The 23,295-nt window shown below is 66.1% G+C and carries 19 protein-coding genes, 1 pseudogene and 1 riboswitch; of the genes and pseudogenes, 17 read left to right on the top strand and 3 right to left on the bottom strand.

What is annotated here, in order from left to right; genetic code table 11:
- Positions 1-19: 19 nt before the first annotated feature.
- From HGO92_RS14530 to HGO92_RS14510, 5 genes are all read left to right on the top strand, one after another.
- On the top strand, positions 20-235 hold the full coding sequence (locus tag HGO92_RS14530) for a heavy-metal-associated domain-containing protein (RefSeq protein ID WP_169996039.1): 216 nt from the start codon (positions 20-22) through the stop codon (positions 233-235).
- Positions 232-1,203, top strand: coding sequence for a DUF8832 domain-containing protein (locus tag HGO92_RS14525; protein WP_169996037.1), 972 nt, complete (start codon positions 232-234; stop codon positions 1,201-1,203). The genes HGO92_RS14530 and HGO92_RS14525 overlap by 4 nt, the downstream gene beginning before the upstream one ends.
- A gap of 59 nt (positions 1,204-1,262) precedes the next feature.
- Positions 1,263-3,584 (top strand): heavy metal translocating P-type ATPase, encoded by a 2,322-nt coding sequence (locus HGO92_RS14520; RefSeq protein WP_169996035.1) that lies wholly within the window; start codon positions 1,263-1,265, stop codon positions 3,582-3,584.
- A 27-nt stretch (positions 3,585-3,611) separates the two neighbouring features.
- Entirely contained in the window at positions 3,612-3,860 is a 249-nt protein-coding gene (locus HGO92_RS14515; protein ID WP_169996033.1) for a YHS domain-containing protein, read from the top strand.
- Between the two features lie 290 nt (positions 3,861-4,150).
- Complete coding sequence (locus HGO92_RS14510; protein ID WP_169996031.1) at positions 4,151-4,351, top strand: hypothetical protein; 201 nt, start codon at positions 4,151-4,153, stop codon at positions 4,349-4,351.
- 1,310 nt (positions 4,352-5,661) lie between these two features.
- Here the strand turns inward: HGO92_RS14510 and HGO92_RS14505 are convergent.
- Positions 5,662-6,363: an AfsR/SARP family transcriptional regulator gene (locus HGO92_RS14505; RefSeq protein ID WP_169996030.1), complete on the bottom strand. Its 702-nt coding sequence runs from the start codon at positions 6,361-6,363 to the stop codon at positions 5,662-5,664.
- Between the two features lie 402 nt (positions 6,364-6,765).
- On the opposite strand from HGO92_RS14505, the gene HGO92_RS14500 reads away from it, so the two are divergent.
- The 12 genes and pseudogenes from HGO92_RS14500 to HGO92_RS14450 all read left to right on the top strand — a co-directional run bounded on the left by HGO92_RS14500 (position 6,766) and on the right by HGO92_RS14450 (position 19,850).
- Entirely contained in the window at positions 6,766-8,058 is a 1,293-nt protein-coding gene (locus HGO92_RS14500; protein WP_346768968.1) for an aspartate kinase, read from the top strand.
- A gap of 27 nt (positions 8,059-8,085) precedes the next feature.
- Positions 8,086-9,468, top strand: coding sequence for an aspartate aminotransferase family protein (locus tag HGO92_RS14495; RefSeq protein ID WP_169996029.1), 1,383 nt, complete (start codon positions 8,086-8,088; stop codon positions 9,466-9,468).
- 622 nt (positions 9,469-10,090) lie between these two features.
- A pseudogene (locus tag HGO92_RS24895) lies at positions 10,091-10,846 on the top strand (carboxylate-amine ligase); the annotation flags it as partial.
- Positions 10,845-11,252 carry a glutamate-cysteine ligase family protein gene (locus HGO92_RS24890; protein WP_502305988.1) on the top strand — a complete coding sequence of 136 codons (408 nt, stop codon included), beginning with the start codon at positions 10,845-10,847 and terminating at the stop codon, positions 11,250-11,252. The pseudogene HGO92_RS24895 and the gene HGO92_RS24890, both read left to right, overlap by 2 nt.
- Positions 11,253-11,603: 351 nt before the next feature.
- On the top strand, positions 11,604-11,948 hold the full coding sequence (locus HGO92_RS14485; RefSeq protein ID WP_169996027.1) for an NADH-quinone oxidoreductase subunit A: 345 nt from the start codon (positions 11,604-11,606) through the stop codon (positions 11,946-11,948).
- Positions 11,939-13,213 carry a hypothetical protein gene (locus tag HGO92_RS23775; protein ID WP_240974652.1) on the top strand — a complete coding sequence of 425 codons (1,275 nt, stop codon included), beginning with the start codon at positions 11,939-11,941 and terminating at the stop codon, positions 13,211-13,213. Before HGO92_RS14485 ends, HGO92_RS23775 begins: the two co-directional genes overlap by 10 nt.
- Positions 13,206-14,144, top strand: coding sequence for a complex I subunit 1 family protein (locus tag HGO92_RS14475; protein WP_169996025.1), 939 nt, complete (start codon positions 13,206-13,208; stop codon positions 14,142-14,144). The genes HGO92_RS23775 and HGO92_RS14475 overlap by 8 nt, the downstream gene beginning before the upstream one ends.
- Positions 14,145-14,147: 3 nt before the next feature.
- Positions 14,148-14,711 (top strand): NADH-quinone oxidoreductase subunit J, encoded by a 564-nt coding sequence (locus HGO92_RS14470; RefSeq protein WP_169996023.1) that lies wholly within the window; start codon positions 14,148-14,150, stop codon positions 14,709-14,711.
- Entirely contained in the window at positions 14,708-15,010 is a 303-nt protein-coding gene (locus HGO92_RS14465) for an NADH-quinone oxidoreductase subunit NuoK (protein WP_074701912.1), read from the top strand. Before HGO92_RS14470 ends, HGO92_RS14465 begins: the two co-directional genes overlap by 4 nt.
- On the top strand, positions 15,007-16,920 hold the full coding sequence (locus HGO92_RS14460; protein ID WP_169996021.1) for a proton-conducting transporter transmembrane domain-containing protein: 1,914 nt from the start codon (positions 15,007-15,009) through the stop codon (positions 16,918-16,920). The genes HGO92_RS14465 and HGO92_RS14460 overlap by 4 nt, the downstream gene beginning before the upstream one ends.
- A 2-nt stretch (positions 16,921-16,922) precedes the next feature.
- Positions 16,923-18,413 carry a complex I subunit 4 family protein gene (locus HGO92_RS14455; protein ID WP_169996019.1) on the top strand — a complete coding sequence of 497 codons (1,491 nt, stop codon included), beginning with the start codon at positions 16,923-16,925 and terminating at the stop codon, positions 18,411-18,413.
- Between the two features lie 3 nt (positions 18,414-18,416).
- The gene (locus tag HGO92_RS14450) at positions 18,417-19,850 is read left to right on the top strand and encodes an NADH-quinone oxidoreductase subunit N (protein WP_205834517.1); all 1,434 of its coding nucleotides are present in this window, start codon (positions 18,417-18,419) and stop codon (positions 19,848-19,850) included.
- 145 nt (positions 19,851-19,995) lie between these two features.
- Here the strand turns inward: HGO92_RS14450 and HGO92_RS14445 are convergent, their stop codons facing one another.
- Entirely contained in the window at positions 19,996-20,895 is a 900-nt protein-coding gene (locus HGO92_RS14445) for a C40 family peptidase (protein ID WP_240974651.1), read from the bottom strand.
- Positions 20,896-20,899: 4 nt separating this feature from the next.
- Positions 20,900-21,075: riboswitch (cyclic di-AMP (ydaO/yuaA leader) on the bottom strand.
- Positions 21,076-21,550: 475 nt separating this feature from the next.
- Complete coding sequence (locus HGO92_RS14440; protein WP_240974650.1) at positions 21,551-22,192, bottom strand: DUF305 domain-containing protein; 642 nt, start codon at positions 22,190-22,192, stop codon at positions 21,551-21,553.
- Positions 22,193-23,295: the final 1,103 nt, after the last annotated feature.

Here is a 23,295-nt window from a genome sequence, read left to right as displayed (position 1 = left end):
GTGAAAGGGAGGAAGGATCATGTCAACAACTACCGAATTCGAAGTGACGGGAATGACCTGCGGACACTGCGAGCTGTCCGTTCGCGAAGAGGTCCAGGAGGTTCCTGGTGTCGAGACCGTCGAAGTAAGCGCGAAGACCGGAAAACTCGTCATCGGCAGCCAAGGGCCTGTCGATGAGGTTGCTGTCATTGCGGCGGCGGAGGAAGCCGGTTACCAGGCGGTGAAGCAGCAGTGAATACCGCCGGCCGGCTGGGCGCTTACGGTGCGACCCTGGCCGTGGTGTTCGCAGGAGCCTTCGCTTCCGCCGGTGCCCTCGCGCCGGCTGAGATAGCCGCCAACTGGACCCAGTCGGCAGCACAGGGACACGAAACAGCACCCGGAGGAGAAGAAATGAAGCAGGCGACAGGCACCGGAGGTGAACATGCCCCACACGCCGTGCAGGGTGTGACAGCCGAACAGGGCGGATACATCCTGCAGGAGGTATCCGCGCCTGCAACCACCGGAGATCAGGGACAGCTGTCCTTCACGATCACCGGACCCGACGGGCAGCCGGTCACAGGGTTTGAGGCCTCCCACGAGAAGGAACTGCATCTGATCGTGGTGCGCTCCGACGGAGCACAGTTCCGCCACGTCCATCCCGTGATGGACGATGCGGGGCGCTGGTCCCTGCCGTGGCAATGGGAAACGGCCGGAACCTACCGGGTCTACACCGACATTGTTCCCGCAGCAACCGACGAATCCCTGACACTGACCCGTACCGTGCACGTTGCCGGCTCCTTCCAGCCGGCCGAAGCGAAGACGGTCTCCACCCGGGACGAGGTTGCCGGCTACGACGTGACCCTGGAGGGAAACCTGACCGCCGGCGGTACGTCAGCCCTGTCCATCAGCGTCACCCGTGACGGACAACCGGCGACGACCCTCGAACCCTATCTGGGCGCCTACGGGCACCTGGTCGCGTTGCGGGCGGGCGACCTGGCATATCTGCACGTCCACCCCGAAGGCGACAACCCCATTGAGGGCCAGACCTCAGGGCCAACAATCGAATTCGCCGTTTCAGCGCCGACCCCGGGGCCCTACTACCTGTACTTCGACTTCCAGATCGACGGCCAGGTCCACACCGCCGCGTTCATCGTCGACACCAGTGCATCGTCCGGCACCGCCACCGACGACGGAGCTGCCGCCGACGGACACAGCGGCCACTGACCCGGCGTACGGTACGGCACGCACGCCGGAACCGGCTTCGAACAGAAAGAAGGAAACCAATGTCTGCATCCCCGGCCCAGCCGGATGCCCCCGGCACCGACGTCGAGCTCGAGATCGGCGGGATGACCTGCGCCTCGTGCGCCAACCGGATCGAGCGCAAGCTCAACAAACTCGACGGCGTAAGCGCTACCGTGAACTATGCGACCGAAAAGGCGCGCATCACCGCACCGGCAGGCTACGACCCGCAGGCCCTGATCAAGGAAGTCGAGAAGACCGGCTACACCGCCGCGCTCCCGGCCACCCGGCAGGAGCAAGCCGCGGAGGCCGGCGCGGAGCAGCCGGAAACCGAACTGGTCTCGCTGCGGCACCGGCTGGCCGGCAGCATCATCCTGTCGGTGCCGGTGATCCTGCTGGCCATGGTCCCGGCCCTGCAGTTCACCTACTGGCAGTGGGCCTCGCTGGCCCTGGCCGCCCCGGTCGTCGTCTGGGCGGCCTGGCCCTTCCACAAAGCCGCCTGGACGAACCTGCGCCACGGCACCGCTACGATGGACACCCTCGTTTCCCTCGGCACCATCGCTGCCCTGCTCTGGTCGCTCTACGCCCTGTTCCTGGGTACCGCCGGCACCCCCGGCATGACCCATGGCTTCGAGTTCTCCATCGCCCCGAGTGACGGCGCCGCGAACATCTACCTTGAGGTCGCCGCCGGTGTCACCATGTTCATCCTGGCCGGACGCTACTTCGAGAAACGCTCCAAACGTCAGGCCGGCGCCGCCCTGCGCGCCCTGCTCGAACTCGGGGCCAAAGACGTCGCCGTTATCCGTAACGGTAACGAGACAAGGATTCCCGTCGAGGAGCTGAGCGTGGGCGATGAATTCATCGTCCGGCCCGGCGAAAAGATCGCCACCGACGGCGTCATCGTCAATGGTCTCAGCGCCGTCGACCAGTCCATGCTCACCGGCGAATCCGTCCCGGTCGAGGTCGCCGAGGGCGACCCGGTCGTCGGTGCCGCCGTCAACGCCGGCGGACGCCTCCTGGTCCGCGCCACCAGGATCGGCTCCGACACCCAGCTGGCACAGATGGCCCGGCTCGTCGAGGACGCCCAATCGGGCAAGGCCGAAGTGCAGCGCCTCGCCGACCGCGTCTCCGGCATCTTCGTCCCGATCGTGATCGCCGTCGCCGTCGCGGCCCTCGGAGCCTGGATCGGCGCCGGCTTCCCGCTCGAAGCGGCCTTCACCGCCGCCGTGGCCGTACTGATCATCGCCTGCCCCTGCGCCCTCGGCCTGGCCACCCCGACCGCGCTGCTGGTCGGCACCGGACGCGGAGCGCAGCTGGGCATCCTGATCAAAGGCCCTGAGGTCCTTGAATCCACCCGCAAAATCGACACTGTCGTGCTGGACAAGACCGGCACCGTCACCACCGGCAAAATGACGCTGCTGGGCATCCACGCGGCATCCGGTACCGACAGGGACGAACTGCTGCGCCTCGCCGGCGCCGTCGAGGACTCCTCCGAACACCCGATCGCCCAGGCCATCGCCAAGGGCGCCACCGAACGCACCGGGCGGCTCCCGGCCCCCGAGTCCTTCAAAAACATCGAAGGCAAGGGCGTGCAGGGAATCGTTGACGGGCACCTCGTCCTGGTCGGACGAACCTCGCTGATGGCCGACTGGTCCCTGGCCATCGACGCGGACCTCGCCGCCGCAAAAGCCGACGCCGAAGCGGCCGGGCAGACCGCCGTGGTCGTGGCCTGGGACGGCGCGGTACGCGGCGTTCTGACCGTGGCGGACGCAGTCAAACCCACCAGCGCCGAAGCCATCCGGCAGCTGAAAGACCTGGGCCTGACCCCGGTACTGCTGACCGGCGACAACCAGGCCGTGGCCGAACAAATCGCCGCGCAGGTCGGCATCGAGCAGGTCTTCGCCGAAGTCCTCCCCCAGGACAAAGTCGACGTGGTCGCCCGGCTCCAAAAAGAAGGCAAGGTCGTGGCCATGGTCGGCGACGGCGTCAACGACGCCCCCGCCCTGGCCCAGGCCGACCTCGGACTCGCCATGGGCACCGGCACCGACGCTGCCATCGAGGCAGCCGACCTGACCCTGGTCCGTGGAGACCTGCGCGCGGCCGCCGACGCCATCCGCCTGTCCCGCAAGACCCTGCGCACGATCAAGACCAACCTGTTCTGGGCCTTCGCCTACAACGTCGCCGCGATCCCGCTGGCGGCACTGGGACTGCTGAACCCGATGCTCGCCGGAGCCGCCATGGCGTTCTCCAGCGTCTTCGTCGTCGGCAACAGCCTGCGCCTGCGCTCCTTCAAGAGCAAGGCAACTGACCGGCAGCCGACACCGGCCGCCCCGCGCACTCCCGCGCATGAATCAATCAACGCCTGAACCACCCACCGAAAGGAAACAAACATCATGGGAAGCTGCTGCAGCTCCAACGCCACGAATACCACGACCGAGGACCTCACCCTCACCGCCCGCCCCGAACAGACCGACGACACGATCGCCCGGTGCCCGGTCATGGCCGGCACCCCGGTCGTCAAGGCCGACGCCGAGGCCAAGGGATTGTTCCGCGACTACGAAGGCCAACGCTACTGGTTCTGCTGCGCCGGCTGCGGCCCGGCCTTCGACGCCGACCCGGCCCGGTACGCCGCAACCGCCTGACAACCCTCCCGTCTGCGCCCCGGGCTCCTGCCAGGGGCGCAGACGGGAGAGAAACAGCAAGACCGGAAGCCACTATGGACTCAGCAACCGCCCGCAACGGCGACACGGCCCACGGCTATATCTTCGACATAACCCGCTACGCGCCCTATGAAGCGCATCGACGGGCAGGTCCGCGGCATGGCCCCAAAAGGCCTGCAGCGAAGGTAAGGATGCTGATGGCTCAGGCGGGCAGGAGCGGTTAGTCTGGCCTTCACTTACTGCAAATCACCCTTTATGGCCGGGAGGAACCAGTGGATGATGAAGCATCAAATAAGGTCAGTCTTGCGGCTGCCGACATGGAGTCCGCGCAGTACGAGCTGGACCACGCCCGGTACGATCTGAGGGATCAGCTCCTGGCCGCGTTGGGACGGGGCGTCCCCTTAACGGACCTGGCCAGGGACACGGGGATGAGCGCCAACCAAGTAGAGGCCATCATCCGGCTGCCGGACTGACCCGTCCTAATGACGCCAACAGGAAGCCACAGCGATCCGCCCGAGACCAGCAGCGCGATCGTGGCGCCTGCCGTGCGGGAAGGAAAACAAGCCCTCCAGGGAGTGCCGCAGGGCTTCGGGCGGGGTCACTTCTCAGCAATGGAAAGACGGCGCTGCGCCGGCCGCTGGCTGAACGCTCCGTTCGGAGGGCCAGATGGCCACAGGACTGCCGGGAGGGGGCGTGGAGGACGGTGTTCCGGTCACATGCTACGCCCTCGACCCCGCCGCCAGGTTCGCAAGCTCACGCTACGTCTTCAGCGTAGCATGTGCAGTCAAACGATTATCCAATTGTTACACCGGGAGGGCAGGTTCCGGCGCACCCCCGGTGCACCCGCGATCACCACCCGGGAACAGTAAAACCGCAGGTCAGAGGCATATTCACCCGGTTTGCGCCACTTTTCCACCCCGCGCACCGGGAAACAACGACTCCATAGAGGCAGGAGTAACAACCCCATACGAAGACAAGGGGACGGTTGTTATGGCCCGCATATGTGTAGACAGGCGAAAACAGGTGGCCCGGGTGGCCCTATACATACATATCTCTCTTAACTCATGAGAGAGGGTTGTATATAGGGGCCTTTTGCGCCCCTGCCCGGCCCGATTTCCGCACCACCCGCCGGTGGCACCAAGGTGGCACGGGTGCACACCGGCACACCGGCCCCCTCAACACCCAGGAACACGGACACAACCCGCCCTGCCCCTCCCCCGCTGCTGGTCCGCGGGGAGCAACCTCAACCAGGGTTTGCTCATCCGGGGAGCATGCCCCTGGCACCGAACGACTATGGGGTAAGCGGTACTGACGCGCTACCCAGACCGGGATGGGTGACAGACTTCGGCGGATGAACGGCACCGCAAGCTGAAGTCAGCTTGTGCAAGGGCCCATGTCCGGCCTGCCGATACGGGCAGTCACAGCGTTATCAGGGCAAAAGCCCCACACGCGCCTCAGGGGTACCAGAAAGCCTCCAATATCCATTGGGCGGTTCTGGGCCCCGCCGCCCCTTAAGGCCCGCAGAAGGCCCTTCAGGAGCTTCCTAGGCCTATGTGTCACCGAGAGGTCTGGTTCGGAACGGTTAATCGCTCTCCCCACTCCCAGGGTGAGCCGGTCGCGCGGATACAGCGGTCCGTTAGACACGGGAGTAGTGGTCACCGCGGCGCACTGACGTGGCGGGCCCGCCTTTAGGACCGCTAGCCCGCTCTCGAGGTGCCCGCAGCCGGCGTCAGGAACTATCCGCGTCAGCTGCTGCGACCGAAATGCTGTTCCCCCATCCGATTCAGTCCATCAGGAGCGAACTAACCAAGTCAGCAGTGAAGGGCGAGGGGTCAACACCGAACTCCTGGCGGAGCCTGATCCGAAAAGACTGGTAGGAGCGCAGTGCTTCCGCCTGGTTTCCCTCGGCCATGTAACACTGGAGCAACAGCCGCTGCGCGCTTTCGCGAAGGGGCTCGATGGTCGTGGCGGCACGAGCAGCTTCCACGGCCAGGTCGATCTTTCCCTGCAGCAGGAATTGCCTGGCCAGCCGTTCGAGCACGGAGAGCCGCCAACGCTGCCAACGCTCCTGTTCCGCAATGACCCAGTCTTCATACCAGCCAGGCAGCAGTTCAGCCTCAAGGACGGAATCCAGCATGCTCTGCGGGAGGTCCGGACCCGTCTGTTCTTCCGGACCGGTCTGTTCTTCCGCACCGGATGCCTGCGCCCTGATGTCCCGGACGTCAATCCGGGCCCGCTCAGCCAGATCCAAGGAATCCCGCGTTGGCACCAGGAGCTTCGGCAGATTCCGGTTCACCACGAAGACACTCTCCCGCAGATTGCCGAACGCCTGATGTTCGGCGCGGTCCGGCCATAGCAAACCGGCCAGAAACGTCCGGGGTTGCCTGCCGTACAACGCCAGAGCGGCGATAAGGCGCTGCTGACGCAGGGCCACTGTGACCCGTTGGTCTCCGCGCTGCAGCTGCCATCCGCCCAACAGCTGCAATTTCCACATTCGATCGGTAGCCATAGCTGTCGTGACCCCCACAGTCCCACTCCACAAAGAGCCAGCCGGACCGTCCGGCCGCGGCTCCCCTCGCGGGCCCCACCGCTTGGAACCTTCAGCATCGCCAAAGTGCGATTCCCTGTCAATGAATGGTGCAAACGAATTCAGGAAAGCCCAAGGTTCAAGAAAAATCCAAGGTTTTTTGGCACTTATCCCGATTTCGTGACAAGGCAGTAACAAACGGATAACAGAGGGTGCGGTCATACTGTTGCTGTCAGCAAGGGAGGCATCATGGACCGACAATCGGCCCACGGTGGGGGGATGCTGGGTCTCACCTCAACACCGCGACGGCAAATCAGCCCACTTAGGGCTTCAAGACCCCTTGATTCATCCGATCTCGTCGTGCAGAAATTCGGAGGTTCATCTATCGCCGATGCGGACGGCATTAAGCGCGCCGCACAGCGCATCCTGGAAACCCGGGCAGCCGGGCACAACGTTGTGGTGGTGCTGTCGGCCATGGGAGACACAACAGACGACCTGCTGGACCTCGCGGCCACCGTCTCACCGTCACCGGCGCCACGCGACCTCGATTTCCTGCTTACCACCGGCGAATGCATCTCCATCGCTTTGCTGGGCATGGCCTTGGCCAATCTGGACGTTCCGTCGCAGCTGTTCACCGGTCACCGTGCCGGCCTCAAGACCGACGACGTTCACGGCAAGGCGCATATTGTCGACGTAGATCCGCGGGAGCTGCGCACCGTCCTGGCCCGCGGCGAAATTCCCATCGTGGCAGGCTTCCAGGGGACGGGTGTGGGGTCGAAGGAAATCACAACCTTGGGCCGTGGCGGTTCCGACATTACCGCCATCGCTCTTGCCGCCGCCTTGGGTGCCGGTATCTGCGAAATCTACACGGACGTCGACGGCGTCTACAGCGCCGACCCCCGCGTGGTGCCGACCGCCCGGAAACTGGAGGCCATTACCAGCGCCGAAATGCTGGAACTCGCCGCTTGCGGCGCCAAGGTACTCCAAGCACGATGTGTGGAGTATGCCCGCCGTTTCGGCGTCCTCCTGCACGTCCGCTCGTCCTTTACCCACTTGAACGGAACGCTGGTGGTCCCGGACGGGGGCCGCGTCGGCTCGGGACCGGGGGCCTTCACCGAGCGCCCGGTGATTTCCGCCGTCGGCTATGAAAACAGCACTGCCAGTATCCGGGTCGAGTCGGTTCCGGACGTTCCGGGCAAAGCCGCTCAGGTCTTCGCTGCCCTGTCCACCGTTGGTTCCGCTGCCGACATGGTGGGCCAGAGCGTCTCTGCCGTGGCCGGCTACAAGGACATGGTCCTGGCGCTTCCGGCGACGGAGGCGGCGGCCGCCTGCCAGGCCCTCCAGACAGCGAGGCAGACGATCGGTTTCAGCACCCTGCACTGTGATGAGCACATGGGCAAGCTTTCCCTCACCGGCGCCGGTATGCGTCTGGACCCTGAGGTGTCCTACCGCTTCTTCAGGGCCCTCACGGATGCAGATATACCCATCAACCTCATATCCACCTCGGACTTCACCTTGAGCGTGCTGACCCGTGCCGACCTGCTCGACGCTGCCGTCCTGGCCGTCCGCCGAACATTCGGCTGGGAGCCCGGTACCGCACCGGTAACCGTCCCTGTCCCCGCACCACCCGCCGTCGTTCATCTTGCCCAGTGAAATCCTGGCCCTGCAATCGGAGCAATCATGACCCTGCAAATGGAACCTGTTAATTACACCCGCCCGTACGTCTCGGGCCCGTTGCCCGGGCCGAAATCGGCCGAACTGCTCTCGCGCCAGGAAAAGCGCGAGTCGAATGCGCGCGCCTATCCCCGGCACCTGCCGATCGCGATCGCCGACGCCGCAGGATCATTTGTCCGTGATCTCGACGGGAACGTCTTCATCGATTTCCTGGCCGGTGCCGGCGTCCTCTCGCTCGGCCACAACCACCCGGAGCTCGTCGAGATCGCCAGACGCCAACTGGGCACGTTGGCCCACGGACTGGATTTTCCGACGCCGGTCAAGGACGCCTTTATCGAAGCACAGCTGTCCATGCTTCCGCTCGGCATGCGTGAACGCATGAAGATGCACTTCTGCGGACCGACAGGGGCGAATGCCGTCGACGCAGCGATCAAACTGTGCAAGACAGCGACCGGACGCTCCGAGATCATCTCCTTCCAAGGCGGTTTCCACGGCAGCAGCGCCGCTGCCATGGCCCTGACCGGCCTTGTCGAGCAAAAGCGGCCGGTAGCCAACGGCATGCCCGGAGTGCACTTCTTCCCCTACTCCTACTGCTCGCGGTGCCCGGTAAACCTCCGCCCCGAGACCTGTGCCATCAACTGCATCGGCTACCTGGAGAACTCCCTCCATGACGGCAACGGCGGCATCCCGCTCCCGGCTGCGGTCATAGTGGAAATGGTTCAGGGCGAAGGCGGAGTGATCCCCGCGCGGCTTGAGTTCGTCCAGCGGCTGCGGCAACTGACTCGGCAGCTGGAGATCCCGCTCATCGTCGACGAGGTACAGACCGGCTGCGGCAGGACAGGGACCTGGTTCGCGTTCGAGCAGTACGGGATCGAACCGGACGTCATCGTCGCTTCGAAAGCGTTGAGCGGCATCGGTACCCCGGTTGCCCTGATCATGTACGAGGCTTCGCTTGATACCTGGGCCCCCGCAGCCCACACCGGGACCTTCCGCGGCAACCAGCTGGCATTCGCCACCGGAGCAGAAGCCGTCCACATCGTCCAGCGGGACGGAGTGCTGGACAACGTCCGCGAACGCGGGGACCAGGTAGCCGGCCTGCTTGCACCGCTGGAGTCGCTGCCGTGGGTACGCGAGATCCGCGGCCGGGGACTGATGTGGGGCATCGAGCTGCAGGACCCGTCAACCGGGATGCCAGCCGGCGACTTGGCGCTCTCCGTCCAGGAACAGGTGCTTCGCCTTGGACTGATCCTCGAAACCGGCGGCCGGAACGGTTGCGTAGTCCGCATGCTGCCGCCGCTGAACGTGACAGCCGATGTGATCGAGTCTGCCTGCCGGATCCTGGTCAATACGATCCAAGCGCTGATGCCCCGGACACAGGAGGCAGAATAAGCGCGCCGCACCGAGCGACAAGCCGGCAGCCGCGCAGCTGCCCCTCTTCATGACCCGGTCCCCGTTGGAACGCTGGCCGGCTCGCTTGACGGGGCTGGTCCCTGACGCGTCTTGGACGTCAACGCCGTCCAAGACGGAGGGGATGGCAAACACCGGTCCCCTCAACACCCAGGAACACGGACACAACCCGCCCTGGCTCCTTGTGACCGGAAAACCGTCCTCCACGCCCCTCCCGGCAGCGGCTTCTAACACCTTAGCCGCTCCGGGCACAGCCACTCCCCTGCAAGAGTGATCTGGCAACAGGCCCCGCCCTTCCACGGCATCTTGCTTCCCGGGACCGGCACCTGGCCGTACTCATGCAGGCAGACTTCGTGATGACCAGAGATCCTGTTTCTCGTGCTGGACCGGCGGCAGCCGGCACCCATCGTCCAAAGGGATTATCGGTAATCAGGTGCTCGTAGTCCGAACATCTGCCAGCCGGCATGCCTGGCGCGTCTATGGATGCTGTGCAGGGAACCGGTGAACTTCGGACAGGCCAATACACCGCAAACTGCTGCTCCTGCAGATGCTGTACGGGGGTTTAGCGGCGAAGTTACGGTAGGACCAGATCGCTCTACAGCTGATGTCATCCGGTCCAGCAGGAGCTCAAAGGGTTCGGGCACCTTGTGCCCGGTCCGCGATGCGCCCGGTATTAGCCTTGGACAAGCGCGGCCGCCCGCCAGAGCGGGCAGGGGCAGGAAGCACCATGCGTACGTTCGGTGTGGAGGAAGAACTGCTGCTCGTCGATCCGGGCAGCGGGATGGCCGTGCCCGTGGCCCGGCAGGTTATGGATCTTTACGCCCGATCCGGCGTAGCCGGAATGGCTCCGGAAGCTGGCGTGCGGGCATTCGTCCAGGAGCAGATCGAAACCGCTACAGCCGTGCATACCACGCTCCACGGCCTTGCCGAGGACATCCTGGCCGGCCGGGCACGGGCTGATGTCCTGGCGCCCCAGGTCGAGGCCACAGCCATAGCCCTCGGAACCGCTCCCCTGCCCGCAGAACTGCACACGGTGCGGTTGCCGCGTTTCGAAGCGATCAGGAACCAGCTGGGGCTGACCGCGGTCCAGCAGCTGACGTGCGCCTGCCATGTGCACGTCGGGATCGAATCGCCGGAGGAAGGCGTGGCGGTGCTGGACCGCATCAGGGTCTGGCTTCCGGTACTGGCGGCATTGAGTGCCAATTCGCCCTTCTGGGACGGCACCGACACCGGATACGCCAGCTTCCGCACGCAGCTCTGGGGCCGCTGGCCCACGACTGACCCCACGGAGATATTCGGTTCCGCGGACGCCTACCGCCGGCTCGTGCGTGACCTGCTCGCGACCGGTGTCCGGCTGGATGAAGGCATGGTGTATTTTGATGCCCGGCTGTCCCGGACCTATCCGACTGTGGCGATCCGGGGTCTCCGACGTTTGTCTCAACGCCAACGACTCTGTCCTTATCGCCGCCCTGGCCCGCGCGCTGGTCTGGACGGCAGCAAGGCAATGGCGGTCCGGACGGCCGCCGCCTGTGATCCCCGCTCCCCTGCTGAAACTTGCAGACTGGCAGGCCAGCAGGCACGGCATCGAAGCCGAACTCCTCCATCCTCGGGATGCGCGGCCTTTTCCAGCGGAAGACATCATCGGATTACTGCTCAACCCACCCTCCCGGCCCTCGCCGACATCGGAGACGACGCATGGGCGAAGACCTCCTTCGGGATCTCCTCCACCGGGGCACCGGTTCCCGACAGCAGCGGAATGCCTATAAGGGCACGCGGTCCTCAACAGGCGTGGTGGCCGAAGCACTGAAGCACACTGGCACCGGCAGATCGGCCCGGGCGCCTCGTCGCATCCGCGGACGCCAACGATCACGGAGCCATCCGGTTGCGGCCTTGCTTTCGGGCCTGCGATGCACTGGCCAGACTTCGAATAGTAAGGGTACTGTGCGTATTGGGGCCCGGCGCCGCCGGAACCGCAGCAAACCGGATTGGAGCAGGACCATGAATCACATCAGCTCGATGCTCGAAGACTATCCGAAGGACCCGGGCGGGGTGGACCGGGAGAAGCTTGCCTCCGCGGACCTGGTCTCCGCACTGGGCTGAGTTTCGAGCCTCCGCCCGTGTACTCCGGAATCGTGGCCATGGCCCTGATGGCGGTGTTCGCCGTCGTCTTCCTTTATGCGCTTCACCGCCTCACCGCTGTCGCCGCCAGCCCGGTGGAGGTTCTGCCCGCCCAGTCCGGCTGGATGCCGCAGGAACACGCTTTGTCCCGGTTCCATGTGCGCTGGTACATGGCCTCGATCGTTTTCCTGGCCTTCGACGTCGAGATGCTCTTCATGTACCCCTGGGCCGTGATCGTGATCGAAAGAGGGCTGTCCGCTGTTGTGGAGATGTTCCTGTTTCTCGGCGCCCTGCTTGTAGCGGTGGTCTGGGCCTGGAGGGAGGGAGCCTTTCGATGGGCTTGACCGATGCCCTCGCCGGCCTTGCCTTGCGCGCTACCCGGGTCCTCGTCGTGGAGGCCCCGGGACAGTGGCCGACACGGGTGGTGCTCGAGGAGAAGATGCTGCGCCGCGGGTGGCGTCCTGCGTGGACACCAGGAGACGCGGACGTGCTCGCTGTGTGCGGGGTACCCGGTCCCGAGCTGGCGCAACTGGTGGAACGCCTCTGGGAACAGATGCCCGGACCACGCGTACGCGCCGCCGTCACCTCGCCCACAGCTGTTACCTCCGCCCTCAACGAAGCGGCAGCCCTCCTTCTCGACACCCCCGCCCACAGGACCGACGCCCGGGAGCGGGCGCAGAAACCACAGATCCCCGCGGTCATGGACCATGGCGGCCACGGTGAAATGGGTAATCACGGCATGGACCACAGCGGCATGAACCACGGCGGGCACGGCGGAATGGACCACAGCAGCCACGGGGGCATGGACCACGGCGACACCGACCAGCCCTTGTCAGGCGACGAAGACCACCAAAACATGGACCACAGCGGCACGGACCACGGTGGGCACGGCGGGATGGACCACAGCAGCCACGGGGGTATGGACATGGCCCCGGAAGGTATTCCGCTGGCCCAGGGCGGGGAGGACCGCGACGGCTTGGGGGTGGATGTGCTGCATCTGCCCTTGGGCCCGGTGCTGCCGTTCTGGCCGGCTGGCCTGGTCCTGCATTGTTCGTTGCAGGGCGATGTGGTGATTGATGCTGACGCGGCCGTGGTGGACGGCGGGAGCCACGGGGTCGGCATCCGCAGCCGGCATTCGGGCTTGGTGCCGGCTGCGGCGGTGCGGTGTGACAACCTCGTGGCGCTGCTGGCACTGGTCGGCACCCAGGACCTTGCCGCACGTGCCCGGTCGGCAAGGGACGCGTTGTTGCGCGGTGACCGAGCCGGCCCCCAACGAGCCGTGGAGCGGTTGCACCGGGTTGTCCGCAGGTCCATCATTCTGCGCTGGTCCCTGCGTGGGGTTCTGCCGCTCACACCTGCTGACCTTGAGCGCCACAGTTTGCCGGACCGCTGCCTCGGGGATGCCTACGACCGGTTGCTGTCACTGGTGGAACGGGTCCGGGCCGAGGTGAACGGTGCAAATCCAGGGGCACCGGTTGGCACTGAAAGGGTGCCGTGGGACGTGGTGCCGCATCTGGTGACCGGGCTGGAGATAGGCACGGTGCGTTTGGCGGTGGCGAGTCTGGACCTTGACCCGTTCCCGGCCGTCCACGAGGTGGGACATGCCTGAGACCGTGCTGACGACTGTTCCCGCCGGTTGGGCGGCATTGGCGGGCATCGTCTTGTGCACCCTGGCCTTCTTCGCAGCCGCTCTCGATTCTGCCCTGTCCGCACGCGCCGAAGGCGCCGGCCGCGGAGGATGGCTGGCACCTGCGTGGTCGACGGCGCGTTTGCTGCGGCAGCGGCGGCGGACCGTCGTTGCCGCGGACACTTTGTTGTTGCGGGTCGGGGCGGCCGGGATGTTGGTCGGGTCGTTCCTGATGGTCGCGGTGATCCCGCTGGGCCGGTGGACACTGGCAGACCTGGACGTTGGTGTCGTGTGGTTCAACACGGTTGATGTCATGGTTTGGGCATTGGTCTGGCTGGCAGGCTGGGGGGCGAACTCGGTCCACGGTCTGGTCGGCGGTTACCGGTTCCTGGCCCACGGGTTGGCCTATGAGCTCCCGTTGATGTTCGCGCTGGTGGCGCCGGCGATCGCAGCCGGCAGTCTCAGGGTGGGCGATGCGGCCGGTGCCCAGGACCGGCTGTGGTTCGTGGTGTGGATGCCGGTAGCTTTCGTCATCTTCCTGGTTGGAGTGACCGGGTTCTCGGTGTGGGGGCCCTTCGCCGCTGCCCTCGGCGCGGATGTCGCCGGCGGTGTGCTGGCCGAACTGTCCGGGGTGGACCGCCTCGTCATGCAGGCCGGGCGCTACGCCTTCCTGGCGGCCGGGGCCGCGTTTTCGGTGCCGCTGTTTTTGGGCGGGGGCGCCGGGCCGTTCCTGCCGGAGTGGGCGTGGGTGGCGGTGAAGACCGTCGCGGTTCTGGCGGTACTGGTGTGGTTGCGGCGGAAGCTGCCGGTGTTCCGCCCGGATCGGTTCCTGGAGATCGGGTGGGTGGTGCTGCTCCCGGCGGCCGTGGCCCAGGACCTCGTGGTATCTCTCGTCGTCGTGTGGAAGGGCTGAGCCATGGTGGCTGCAATCGTGTTCTGGGGACTGGCCGTGGTGGCTGTGGCCGCCGGGGTGGCGGTCTTCGTGGTGGATTCCATGGCCCGGGCCACCTACGCCCTGGCGGTGTCGTTCATTGCCGTCGGGGCGCTGATCATCCTGCTGCAGCAAAGTTATCTGGGAGTCATCACGATCCTGATGATGGTGATGGAGATGGCGGTGATGGCCGTCTACATGGTGATGTTCATGGGCATGAACCCAGCGCTGATGCCCATGGACATGACCCACGGCAAGAAGACGGCGATCGGCGCTTCCACCGGTGTCTTCGTCCTGCTGGCCTCCGGTGCGCTGCTGATCCCGTGGCCGGAACGCCGCGGGGTTCCGCCAGAGGACCTCACGAACGCGCTGGGACTGGAGATCATGGGCGAAAAGATGCTGGTGATGGCGGTGGTGGGCCCGGTCATGGTGGCCACCATCGTCGCCGGAGTGGTCCTCGCGGCCGGCCGCACCCGCTACGACCGTCTGGGCGATGACCTGCGCCGCCGCCCGGCGGATGACCCCCAGCCCGGAGGGATCGGCCGATGAGCCTGGACGCTGTTCTGGTCGTCGCAGCCGCGCTGTTCGCGGTGGGGCTCTACGGGGCCCTCTCGCAGCAGGTGGTGGTGATGGTGATGATGGGCCTGGAGCTGATGGTCAACGGGGTGCTGCTGGCCGCCGCCGGATTTTGGTGGTTCATGGCCCCGGCCCCCTCCGGGCAGGTGCTGCTGCTGGTGGTGCTGGCGGCGATGACCGTGGAGATGGCCATGGGTTTTGCCGTGGCCACGCTGCTGCACCGGCGGCGGCAAACGGACATGACCGACATGGCCGAGGACCTGTCCCGGTGACGGCGGTCCAGGCCGCGCTGCTGACACTTGTGCTGCTGCCCGCCGCCGTGGGCGTACTGCTGGCCCTGGTCCGAGGCGCCGAACGCGTGGCCGCGCCGGCCGCCGTCGTAACCGCCGGGCTCACGACGGCCCTGGCGTGCGTTGTTGCCCCGGCCCGGCCAAGCCTGGTGCTCCCGTTCATGGTCGGGGCCGACTTCTCGCTGGCGGTCGACGCCCTGGCGGCACTGGTCGTGCCGGCGGTCGCCGCGGTGACTTTCCTGGTGCTGGTCTTCGCGGCCGGGAACATCCGGGAATCCCGGGGCCGGTTCCACGGGCTGATGCTGATCTTCGCAGCGGCCGCTTTGGCCACCGCGACGGCAGCCAGTATCCCGGCACTGTTGTTCGCGTGGGAGCTGATGGGTGCGACTTCCTACGCCCTGATCGGGTTCTGGTGGCGCGACACCGACCGGGTCGGGGCCGGGCTGACGGCCTTTGTCACTACCCGTACCGGTGACCTTGGCCTGTACGTGGCCGCCGGCGCCGCCCTGGCCGGCGGGGCCGGGATGGCCCTGGCCGACCTGCCGGCAGCTACGGATCCGTGGCGCCATGTCATCGCCGCCGGGATCCTGGTCGCCGCCCTGGGCAAGGCAGCCCAGCTGCCCTTCTCGTTCTGGCTCTCCGGGGCGATGAAGGGTCCCAGTCCGGTGAGTGCCCTGTTGCACTCTGCGGCGATGGTGGCCATGGGCGGGTACCTGCTGCTGCGGGTGGAGCCGTTGCTGGCAGCGACCGGCTGGGCCGGGCCGGTGGCGGCGTGGATCGGGGTGGTCACCGCGGTCCTGATGGGGGCCGTGGCCCTGGCCCAGCGTGAGCTCAAGCAGTTGCTCGCAGCCTCCACGGTCGCCCAGATGGGCTTCGTGGTCCTGGCGGCCGGCGTGGGCTCGGTCAGCGGCGGTGCGGCCCATTTGGTGGCCCACGCCTCGACCAAGGCCCTGTTGTTCCTGGCCGCCGGGGCGTGGCTGACGGCACTGGGTACCGGGGAGCTGGCCGGGCTGCGGGGCGTGGGGCACCGGTGGCGGGTCGTCGGCGTGGCCGCAACCGTGGGGGCGCTTGCCCTGGCCGGAATTGCCCCGCTGTCGTTGTGGGCCACCAAGGACGCCGTGCTCGCCGCCGCACTCGTGGCCTCCCCGTGGCTCTACGCCGCCGGTCTCGTGGCCGCCGCGTTGTCCGCGGCTTATGCCGCGAAGGTTTTGTGGACGATCTGGCGCCGCGGGCTCCGCGAGGAAGCAGAGGAGGGCGGCACCGGCGAAGTGGGCGTGCTGGAGCGGGCCCCGCTGGTCGTGCTCGCGGCCGGAGCCGCGGTGCTGGGCGTGCTCGCCCTGCCGCCCATCAGCGGCACTCTCGCCGGAGCCCTCGGCGGACACGGAGAGGCTGCGTTGACCGAGTTGCTGGTTTCGGCGGGAATCGCCCTCGTGGTGCTGCTGGCCATGTTCCGGTGGCGCGCCCCGGGGCCTAGATGGGCCCGGCAGTGGCTGTGGCTGGAGCACACCGCCCACGCCGTTGTTGTCCGCCCCGCCCTGGCCCTCGCCAGAGCGCTGGCCCGCTTCGACGACCGGGTTATCGACCGCGCCGCATTGGCTGCCGCCAGGGCAGTGGCCGTGGCGGCCCGTGCGGCCGCGCACGTTGACGACCGGGTCCTCGACAGCGGGGTCGAGGCCACGGCGGCCGCCGCCGATGCGGCCGGCCGGAGTGCTGCACGTCTCGATGACGCCGGGGTGGACGGTGCTGTCGAGGGCCTCGCCGGCCGGGTTCGCCGGTTGGGTGAGGTCGCACGGCGCCCGCAGACCGGGGCGGTCCACCAGTACCTTCTCCAGGCCGTCGCGGTTCTCGCCGTCGGCGTCCTCGCCTGGTCCGTCTATGCCGTGATGGGATAAGCATGCTGAGTCTGATCGTCTTCCTGCCCCTGGCCGTCGCCGCTGTCCTGGCTGCCGCGCCCGCTATCGGTCCCACTGTAGGGCGGTGGATCTGGGTGGCCGTGAGCGCCGCGGAACTGGTGCTCGTGGGGGTGGTGTGGGCCGGCTACGAGGATCCTGGGCCCAGCGGGCTGGCGTTCGAGGAGCGGGTGCCGTGGATCCCAGGGGTCAACAGCAGCTATCACGTGGGCGTGGACGGTCTCTCCCTGCCGTTGCTGGCCATGACGGCCGTCGTGTTCCTGGCCTGCGCGGTCTACGCCCTGCGGGACTCCGACCGGCCCCGTGTGCAGGCAGCCCTCTTCCTTTTCCTGCAGGGGGTGAGTCTGGGGCTGTTCGTGGCGGCCGACCTCATCCTGTTCTTCGTCTTCTTCGACTTGTCCATCGTGGGCATGTATTTCGTGATCGCCGGGTGGGGCCACGGCAACGCGGCCCGGTCGGCGCTGAAGTTTTTCCTCTACACGTTTCTGGGTTCCCTGGCCCTGCTGCTGGGCTTCATCGGGCTCTATGTGGCCGCCGAACCGCACACCTTCGACATTCCCGAACTCGTCGCCGCGGCCCCGCTCGAGGGCAGCACGTTCACCGGTGGGCTGGTGCTGGCTGCGGTCCTGGTGGGTCTGGCCGTGAAGACCCCCACCGTCCCGTTCCATACCTGGCTGCCGCCGGCCCACACCGACGCCCCGGCACTCGGCTCGGCCGTGCTGGCGGGCGTGCTGCTGAAGATGGGAACCTACGGGTTCGTCCGTATCGCCATGCCGATGCTGCCTGACGCATGGCGGGCATGGGCCTGGGTGATCGTGGTGATCGGCATCATCTCGGTGCTCTACGGAGCGTTCGTGGCCCTGGCCCAGACCGATCTGAAACGGATGATTGCCTACACTTCCGTGAACCACATGGGCTACATCGTCCTGGCACTGGGCGCAGTCGGGCTCCTCGCCGACGACGCCGCCCAGGCCCGTTCCGTGGCGGTCACCGGCGCGATGGTACAAATGGTCAGCCACGGACTGATCACCGCAGCACTGTTCCTGCTGGCCGGGGTGATGCAGGACAGGTCGGGCACCTACGACATGGGTTCCTACGGCGGCCTTGCGGCCCCGGCACCGCGCTATGCGGCGTTGTTCGCGGTCGGCGCCTTCGCGTCTCTTGGCCTGCCCGGGTTCTCCGGGTTCATCGCCGAGTTTCAGATCTTCGCCGGCAGCATCGCACTCGCCCCCGTGACCGCGGTCGCGCTGCTCGGCATCCTGGTCACCGCCGCCCTGTTCCTGCGTGCCCTGCAGCGGGTCTTCACCGGGCCCGTGGAGGGCCGTTCCCCCGGGTTCGCGGATCTGCGTCCCCGGGAACTTTGGTCGGTCGGGCCGCTGCTGGGCCTGTCCCTGCTTATCGGTGTGCTGCCCCGGTTCCTGCTCGAGGTGATCGAGCCGGCCGCCTCCGCCCTCGCTACCCTGGTCAGGAGCTAGCCGATGGAAGCATCGATGCGGATGCTGCCCGCGCTGCTGCTGCCCGAGATCATCGTCTTCATCGGAGCCCTTGCGGTGCTGCTGGGCGGGTCGTTTTTGCCGCGCAGGCGCCAGTGGATCGCCCGCATCGTGGCCGCCCTCGCATTGCTGGCTGCAACTGCCGCGGCCGTTTCCGCCATGTTTGAGCCGGCGCAGACCGCCTTCAGCGGCACCTTCGCCGTTGACACCGCCACGGGCATGGCCCGTATCGTCACCGCCGTGGCTACCCTGCTGGTGCTGGGTGTGGCCTCCGGGGAGATCGCTGCCTCGCCTCGGGAATCCGACACCTACGCGCTGCTGCTGTTCGCCGCCACCGGGGTGATGGTCCTGGCCGGGGCCTCGGACCTGCTGGTGCTAATCGCCGGGTTCCTGCTGGCCAGCATCCCCCTGTACGGGATCGTGGGTTTGGCCGGTGGCCGGTCCGGGGCCGAAGCCGCCCTGAAGACTTATCTTATGGGCGCGCTGTCGGGGATCCTGCTCATGCTCGGGGTCACCGTGCTTTACGCCCTGGCGGGCGGCCCCGGTTACGCCCTGCTCGGGGAGACTCTCCCCGACGCTCCGGGCGCAGCGGTGGGGGCCGGCGTATTGGGCGTGCTGGCCGGGCTGCTTTTTAAAGCCGGCGGGGTGCCCTTCCACTTCTGGGTGCCCGACGCATCCCAAGGCACCGGGGGCACCGCCGCCACGTTCCTCACCACGGTTCCGAAGGTGGGGGCGCTGGTGGCGGTGTACCGGCTCGTGGATACGGTCTCCACCGGTGAGGACACTTTGTTGTTCGTTGCGGCGATACTGGCTACGGCGTCGATGTTCCTGGGCAACCTCGCCGCGTTTTGGCAGACTGACCCCCGCCGCCTGTTGGGCTGGTCGACCGTGGCCCAGGTCGGATTCCTGCTGGTGCCCGTGGCGGCGGCCGGGCGCAGCGGCCTGGCCTTGCCCTCACTGCTGTTCTATCTGGCCGCTTATGCCGTCACCAATGTCGCCGCCTTCGCCGTCACCGCCGCGTTGCCCCGGCACCAGGAGCTGGCGGCTTACCGGGGCCTTGTCCGGGCCCGTCCGGGGCTGGCGCTGGCCCTGCTCGTTGCGCTGCTGGGGCTGGTGGGCACTCCGCCGCTGGCGGTGTTCGTCGGAAAACTCACCACCGCCACCGCCGCCTGGGACGGCGGGTACGGCTGGCTGGCCCTGGCGGTGATGCTCAACAGTCTGCTCAGCCTCTTCTACTACCTGCGCTGGTTCGCCCCCGTCTTCGCCCGCCCGCACCAAGGTGCCATGGGGTTCCCGCAGCCGGGCGGGGCCGCATCCTGGCCCGCTGCCACAGCGGGTGTCGCCGCGGTCGCGAGTCTGGCGCTTGGCCTCCTTGCCGGGCCCCTGTGGGCGGCCCTCGAAGGTCCCCTGGCCATGTAGGTCCGGCTGGCTGAAGGTGCCCGGCGGGAAAGTGTAGGGGCTGCGGCAGAGATGCCACTGAAGCTGTGGTTGCAGAGGTATGCACCGTCGGCAGTGCCGACGGTGCATACCTCTACTGCTGCCGCAGCTACACGACTGCAGGGATTTACCGGACGGTGTAGTAACCGTCTACAGGCATCCAGCTGATCGGGTGGACCAAAGTGCCATCGCCCGGGTTCAGGGCGCTGACCATCTTGCCGTCGCCAAGGTAGATGCCGATGTGGCCTCCACCGTTCTGGGATACCAGGTCCCCCGGCTGCGGGTTGCTGGTTGGTGTCATGGCGGCGATTTGCTGCTGGCTGGTACGGGGAAGGTCGATGCCGGCCTGGGCGTAGACCCATTTGGTGAAGCCGGAGCAGTCCCACCCGGTGCTCGGTGAAGTTCCGCCGTAGACATACGGAGAATCCACCATGGACTTGGCGACATCGGCGATACTGGAGGTGCTGGCGGCCGGTTCAATATTGGCGCTTGCTGCAGCAACCGTGAAGGCTTCTTCCTTCGGCTCGGCCTGTGCCGGCGCTTCAGCCGGGGCCGGCACAGGGGCCGGAGCAGTCTCTGCCGGTGCGGCCTGGGCCGGGGCCTGGGCATCCGGTGTCTGTGCGGCGCCGGAGAGCTGGATGACGTCGCCCGGGTAGATGATCGATGTCCAGTCGAGGCCGTTGGCCGCGAAGAGATCGTTCAGGTCCATGCCGTGCTGCGCGGCGATGGCCCCGAGCGTGTCGCCGGCTTTGACAGTGTGGGTTGCAGCGTCCTCGGAGGAAGCCGGTGCTGCGGCCGGAGCGGCAACGGTTTCAGTTTGGGTCTGGGCTGCGAAGTTGCTTGAATCCACTTCTGCAGCAGCGTTGGCAGGCAGGCCGGCGCCGAGCATCAGGCCACCGGCAGCGGTGACAACTGCGGCACTGCGGCCAACGGTACCTGCGTGGGATGATACGGCCTTCGAAACTCCGCTGAACGGGTTGCTGCGGACCGGGGTGGCACGGTGGCGTGCGGAATTGTTCTTGAACAAGGTTGTAGCCTCTCCCAATGCCTGCGAGGTAAGCTGTCGGGTTCGGATGGGAGTCACCCGGCCGCGTTCCACCTCGGAAAATCGCTCCGTGGTGAACTGCGGCTTAACCCCAAGGGCTCTGGAGGGAGCCCGGTAAATGTGGGTCCCCCGCCTCTGCCATCTGTTTGGCGAACGGACTCGGAACGGTGGCAGAGTTAGGCAAAGCCATTCCGAGGGGGCCGGCCCAGGTAGCGCCGACGTGGTTGCCACCCTACATAACGGATTGGTAACAACGCAAAACAGACGCGCCGCCAATGCTTGGTTACCGAGGCATGTAATGCTGATGAAAGGATGAAGCATTCCGGTTGGCGAAGATCAGCATTCACGGCAATCCCGGTCCGTTTATCCGTGTGGAGAAAGCGTAGGAAACGGATTATGGTTCTGCTTTTCGTTCGCATGCAGGCCAAGCAAGGCAGCTGCCGTCCCGATGCTTAAATGAGCGGGCACCGGCCGGACTGGGAGACTGGGAGTTGCTCCTGGCCATGGCCGGTGCCCCTGTTCACTAGCACCTATGAGGCGGTTTCCACACTATCGGCACCTTATGTGCGGCAGAGCAACGTTCCCTGACCGTTCACTGAACGTCGGCGATCATGCGGCCAGGCCGGGCAGCAGACGTTCAGCGGAGCCGTGATCCTGTGGCCAACTCGGGCAAGCTCAGCGCAGATGAAATGCCCTGGCAGTGCCTGAGCGCACTCACCTCATACTCCGGTACCGGTCGGCTTTCAGCCTCGGCGGCAGTTTCCGCCGGCCCGTTCTCTGCAATGTCGTTGACAAGCCATTCCATCTCGCTGATTTCCCGCCGTTGGGCCTCACTGATGGCAACGGCCAGCTCGCACACCCGATAGTCCTCGATCCCGGCCCGTTCCGACCGCAGGATCGCCATGGAGTGGTGGGGGATCATTGAGTTCATGAACGCGGTGTCGTCGATGGTGGCTTGGCTGCGATCGAGGCTGATGGAGGTTGCGAGTACGAGCAAGGACACCGCCACGATAGCTATGTTCATCTTCCTGTTCCGGTACATGTTCAACATCCAGCCGAGCATGATCAGTGCCATCACACCGCCCATCGTGATCGCCATGTACATCCGGCTCTCGCTCCACCGCAAGTGGTCCAGGGCGTAGGTGTCGATGAACATAAGCCCGTACATCACGACGGTGGCGGTGGCGATCATCGCGCCGAAACGCCAATAGCCCATCTTCATCCCTCCCCCTTTGTCCTGCTCGTGGCCTGCATGGTTCTTGTCCGTATCTGAGTTCATCACATATCCTCTCTTGCAGAGGCCCACGTGATTCACGGGGCTACGTTTATCTACGGTCAGGGTAAGACGGTGACTTCACCGACGAAGGACTGGGTACGGGCGAGGCGAAGGGCGATAAATTCGTCTTCTCGTATAAGGGCTGCCGCCGGGCGAATTCCAGACACTGCGGGTCCCAAATAGTCCGTATGGGATCTCAACCATATGCCGTATCGTCTTGATGCCAGCCCTGCAGCCTAACTCCAGTCCGGCCATAAGCTCGCCTGGCGAACACGTTCTCCCTGCCTGCTGGTTTTGGTCTCTGCATCAGCGCGTGAGACGCTTCCGCTCGTCGCAGGTTTCGATGATGTCCCCGCGTGGCAGTGAGCAAGGTGGGCCCGCACAGATCACGTTGACGGCACAGCCGGGGCCGGCCCTGGCGCAGAAGGCAACAGCGGCGGCCATACCCAACCAACCGGCATCCGGACACTGAACAGAATCAGGCTCCAATGAAACCAGAACGTATGCCGGGGATGATTCGCCAACGTCTGCTCCCTGTCCTTTGCCGTCGTCGTCCTGCTGGTCCTGCGGGCCGGTAGGTCCCATCGGATTGATGAATCCCCGGGACTCGCTGCACTCCCCTATCAGTGACACCCATAGCCATTTGGTCGCCTGGACATCGGCGGTAGGCGCGCCACCCGCCAAACCAATAACTACTAAGGGCATTGACTAAGGTTCGGTGCGAAGCATTCATGCTGCCAGATTGTTAGGTAAGCGAAACAAAGAAAATCGAGAGGGTCTCGGCCAATCAACCGTCAGAGGGCGGCTGAATGCAGCGCCGCCAACCTAAGCAGGCCAGACCTGTACCGCCTGTGGGATGCCCGCGGAGCCAGGTAACGTTCGTGCAATTCTCCGCTGTTTGGATGGCTTATTACCAGCATGTTCGCGCACGGTGACGTCACCTTCACGCGCGTAATCCAAGGCAACGCTCAGACCTGCCTGTGTCAACGGTCATTAGGAATTGCCCATAGGCGGCCAGCAGATCTTCCCGCTGGTGGCCAGTAGAAATACCCATTGGTGGCCAGCTGGTTTGCCCGCGGAGCAGGTTGGGTTGCTGGCCACCGGGG

Origin of the sequence: Crystallibacter degradans (assembly GCF_012952295.1) — a bacterium.
Classification (GTDB): domain Bacteria; phylum Actinomycetota; class Actinomycetes; order Actinomycetales; family Micrococcaceae; genus Crystallibacter; species Crystallibacter degradans.
Note: the sequence above shows the minus strand (reverse complement) of the source record. Positions and strands in the feature narration are given on the sequence as shown.

Bases quoted from the DNA above. Each gene is read 5' to 3' on its own strand.
- HGO92_RS14530 (WP_169996039.1), top strand. From the start codon at position 20: ATGTCAACAACTACCGAATTCGAAGTGACGGGAATGACCTGCGGACAC.
- HGO92_RS14520 (WP_169996035.1), top strand. From the start codon at position 1,263: ATGTCTGCATCCCCGGCCCAGCCGGATGCCCCCGGCACCGACGTCGAG.
- HGO92_RS14515 (WP_169996033.1), top strand. From the start codon at position 3,612: ATGGGAAGCTGCTGCAGCTCCAACGCCACGAATACCACGACCGAGGAC.
- HGO92_RS14495 (WP_169996029.1), top strand. From the start codon at position 8,086: ATGACCCTGCAAATGGAACCTGTTAATTACACCCGCCCGTACGTCTCG.
- HGO92_RS24890 (WP_502305988.1), top strand. From the start codon at position 10,845: ATGAAGGCATGGTGTATTTTGATGCCCGGCTGTCCCGGACCTATCCGA.
- HGO92_RS23775 (WP_240974652.1), top strand. From the start codon at position 11,939: ATGGGCTTGACCGATGCCCTCGCCGGCCTTGCCTTGCGCGCTACCCGG.
- HGO92_RS14475 (WP_169996025.1), top strand. From the start codon at position 13,206: ATGCCTGAGACCGTGCTGACGACTGTTCCCGCCGGTTGGGCGGCATTG.
- HGO92_RS14470 (WP_169996023.1), top strand. From the start codon at position 14,148: ATGGTGGCTGCAATCGTGTTCTGGGGACTGGCCGTGGTGGCTGTGGCC.
- HGO92_RS14465 (WP_074701912.1), top strand. From the start codon at position 14,708: ATGAGCCTGGACGCTGTTCTGGTCGTCGCAGCCGCGCTGTTCGCGGTG.
- HGO92_RS14455 (WP_169996019.1), top strand. From the start codon at position 16,923: ATGCTGAGTCTGATCGTCTTCCTGCCCCTGGCCGTCGCCGCTGTCCTG.
- HGO92_RS14450 (WP_205834517.1), top strand. From the start codon at position 18,417: ATGGAAGCATCGATGCGGATGCTGCCCGCGCTGCTGCTGCCCGAGATC.
- HGO92_RS14440 (WP_240974650.1), bottom strand. From the start codon at position 22,192: ATGAACTCAGATACGGACAAGAACCATGCAGGCCACGAGCAGGACAAA.